The sequence below is a fragment of the Bacillota bacterium genome (assembly GCA_040754675.1).
Lineage (GTDB): Bacteria > Bacillota > Limnochordia > Limnochordales > Geochordaceae > Geochorda.
This window is the reverse complement of record JBFMCJ010000424.1, coordinates 1-3,548: the sequence shown is the minus strand read 5'-3', so window position 1 is coordinate 3,548 and position 3,548 is coordinate 1. Positions and strand designations below refer to the sequence as shown.

Here is a 3,548-nt window from a genome sequence, read left to right as displayed (position 1 = left end):
GGGTGCAGTTCGAAAGCCAGGATGCGGCCTTTGCCGGCGCCGTCACCCTTACGCTGTCGCAGCGCTCGTTCTTTGATGATCGGCCGGCCCTCCTTGAACTGCGCTGGCCCGTCCAGCTTCCTGCGGGCGGCCAGGACGACGTGTGGCTCTTGGTCCCCGGTGGGCTCGGCCCCGAGAGCCTTCGGATCGACGCCGGTGCGCTGTCGCCGGCCGCTTCCGGGCTCAGGAGATCCGGCCGGGCGCAAGCCGGCCCGGTCGCGCTCGTTTTGAGCGCCTCCCCGGAAGGCTGGGGGTTCCTCAGGCAGTGGCGCCCGCACAGCGGCGGGGTCTTTGGTGACCGGGATCCGCTGCAGGCCGTCTACCTAACCGACCCGCGGTCCGTGCCGCCGTGGTTTCTCGGCTATCAGGGCGCCGAACTCGTGGCCATCGCCCCCGATTTCCCGCTCGACCGTCTCAGTGCAGCTCAACTCCGGGCCCTGGCCGCCTACGCCCGGGACGGGGGACGCCTGGTCGTCCCGGAGAGCCCGCCCGCGGCCTGGCGAGGGACGTCGCTCACGGCAGTGCTCTCCCGAACCCCGGCCGTTGCACCTCGCGCGGTCGCCATTGCCATGAGCGAAAGCAATGCGCCCGATCCGAACCGGTTTGCCGCCGTGGCGCCGGCTCTGGGCCTGGAGCGAGCACGGCTGCCCGGCCCGGACCGCTTTGCTCCACCTGCCCCCCTGAGTCCTGCGGACGCCCTTCGGGAACAGGCGCTGGCCGCCGTGTCGGAGATGGCGGTGAGCTTCCCATCCCGGTGGATGGGACTGGCAGCGGGGGCGTATGCCCTGGCTGGGTGGGCGTGGGTGCGCAGCTTTCCCAGGTGGAGGGCGCGCATCTGGTCAGGAGCCGGGCTTGTGGTGGCAGGTGCGGCAAGCGCCGGGGCGCTCCTGCTCGGCGCATCCTTCTTCGAGCAGGCCGACCGCCCGCAGGCCGTGCTGCTGGTCCGCCCCGCCACCCTGACGGATCCCCAAAGAGGGGAGCTCGCGGTCCAGGCCGACGATCCCGTGCAGGCGGAACTCCTCCTGAACCTGCCCGGGCTCGTGCCCACCCCCTGGGAAATCAGCCCATCCGCCGGCGAGGGCGAACTTTTCCCGTCGCCCCTCTGGCCCGCCGAGCTTGCCCCCGGCACCGGCGGGGTCAGGTTCCAGCCAGCACCCGGCCCGGACGGCGGCACGGCCTGGCTTGTCGAACCCCTCGGGCAGCCGCCCCCGAGCGCCCCGGCGGAGCCTGCCGGAGGTTGGCCTGCTGTATTTTACGTGGACGCGCCCCTCGTGGACCTGGCGGAGAAGATCTCCCCGACGGCACGGGCCGCCATCGTCAGTTCCGCGGGCGCGGCGGCGGTCTCCCGGGCCGATCTGACCTTCCGGGGCCGCGTCGCGCTGTTCGGCGCGCCGGCAGCTCAGGCAGTGGCTCTTGCCGAGCGGCCGGCGCTCTACCCGGGGCCAGAGGTGCTGGAGGGGAAGCTCGTCGAGGCGCTGACGGCTCCCCGGGCCGCGCCTGACGCGCGGCTGGTCAGGCTCGCGGCCTCCGCCGCCTCTCGGGTGGCGCCGGCGGCGGGCGAACGCCCGGCTCGCTATGCGGTCCTGGTCGGCAGGACGTCGGTCCCGGTCGCGCAGGCCAGGCGGCCGGGCGGGCCCTGGCGGCCGGTGCGGCCGTACGTCGTGCTCATCACCGCTGCGGTTCCGGCGGCAACCCCGGCGAGACCCGGAGGGAGCCCGCCATGATGGCCCTCGCCTGGTGGCGCCTGAGCCACCTCCTGCGCCGGGCCCAGGCGGCCGGCATCACCCTGGCGGCTCTCCTGGCCGGCGGGGTGGCCGTTACGGCCTGGCCGTCTGCGCCCTCCATGGCGGCTGCGGGCCCTCTCCAGCTCTTCCGCGGCTTTTGCGTCGTGCAGTGGATCGCGGCGGCCGCCGCCGCGCTTTGGGCCTCGACCGCAGGGGACGGCGCCGCCGACCAGGCCCCGCCGGACGGCGTCGTCTCGGAGACGGCCGGCGAAGCGGAACTGGCATGGGAGGACTGGTTTACGTACGGGAGACTGGGTGCGCCCGAAGTCGCCCTTGGCCTGAGTTTGGCCGGCTCCCTGGCCGGCGCCGGACTGGCGCTCTTGATGCTGCCCCTGGGCGCCTTCGCGGCCGCCGCGTCAGGAGCCGGGGCCGGACAGCTCCTGGGAACGACACTCCTGGCGCTTCTCGCCTCGGATGCGGCTGCAGCCTGGGGGACCGCCATCCAGGTCGCAGCGCCCGGGGCCCTCCGGGCGACCGCAGCCACCCTGGTCATGGGGAGCCTTGCGGCCATTGGGTATCTGGCGGTGAGCCCGTTCTTGCCCGAAGGGAGGCCCGCCATGCTCTCCGCGGTCGGCGCCCTGCGCTTTGCCGCCGGGCTCGCCGCATTCGGGGCGGCCGGGATGCTGGCAGCCGTCGCGGCCGTGCGGCGGCATGTACGCCTCACGTTCGGGGAGGGGGGTGACCGGGACGCGGACGGCAGGCCGGCAGTCTGAAGGCCCGTTCATCCAGTTCGCTCGCGCGCTCGACCACCGCCACAGGCGCCGCGAACTGGCCCAGGCCGCCCTGGACGCCTTGCGGTGGGTGGCCGCGTCGTACGCCGCCTCCCTGGCGGCAGTTGCCGTCTACGACGCGAGGCTCGCCCTGGCGTCGCGGGCGGTGCTTGCCGGGGCCGGTGTGGCGGCCTGGATAGGTCTGGCCGCGCTGATCTACGGACGCCGCCTGGGGCGGTCGGGGGGCCTCGTGGGACGGCTGGAGGCCGCGTTTGGGGGCCGTCAGCTTGCCACCACGGCGTGGGAGTGGGTACACGGGCGGATCGACTCGCCGTTCGGGCCGGCCGTCCGGGAAGCAGCCGATCGGCTGGCCATGGCGGCCTGGGCACGCCTGCCGTCCCTGGTGGGGGCGGTGGTGCGGCGCCGGCGCACCCTGGTGGCCGTGCTCGCTGCGGCGTCTCTCACCCTGCCGGGCGCACTGCTGGGGCTCCACCGGACCGCCCGCGAGGTGAGGACCGGCCTGGCCCCGCCCGCTGCCCCCGAAGGCGCCCTTCCCGTGCTCTCCCCCGAACAGGCCGAATTCCTCGAGCGTCTGGCGCGGCTTCTCGAGAGGGAGGCCGCCGTGACGACCGACCCGCGAGCCGAACGCGCGGCCCGGGAGATCCAGTCGGTGCTGTCCATGAGCGGCGCTGCGGCCCCATCGGGCGAGGCTTTCCGACCCGGGCCGGCCGTGGCGGGACCTGTGCCCGGCGCCGGACAGCTGCCTGGTTCCACGGGGGGCCGGTCCCTGCCGGGCGGGGCCCCCTTCTCCTCGGCGGGCACGCTGGAAAGCCGTCTGGAGCTTCTCATGCGGCTTTCGCAGCTCGGGCTCATCGCCCGGGAGACCGCGGACCGGAGCGCGGAGCTTGCCGCCCTGTTGACGGATGCTGTACCCGCCGGAGAGGAGGGCGAGCCCTCGACCGGCCCGAACAGCCGGGCGACGGCCCGCGGCCCGGCAGAGCGTCCCCCCGACGAG

Annotated in this window: 3 protein-coding genes; all 3 read left to right on the top strand. The window is 74.6% G+C overall.

Annotation, left to right across the window (positions count from 1 at the left end; all coding sequences use genetic code 11):
- Nucleotides 1–1,763: hypothetical protein (locus AB1609_18275; GenBank protein MEW6048394.1), on the top strand; the 1,763-nt coding region annotated here is incomplete at its 5' end.
- Nucleotides 1,760–2,536: a hypothetical protein gene (locus tag AB1609_18270; protein ID MEW6048393.1), complete on the top strand. Its 777-nt coding sequence runs from the start codon at nucleotides 1,760–1,762 to the stop codon at nucleotides 2,534–2,536. The genes AB1609_18275 and AB1609_18270, both read left to right, overlap by 4 nt.
- The coding region (locus AB1609_18265) for a hypothetical protein (protein MEW6048392.1) at nucleotides 2,502–3,548 on the top strand (1,047 nt) is incomplete at its 3' end. The genes AB1609_18270 and AB1609_18265, both read left to right, overlap by 35 nt.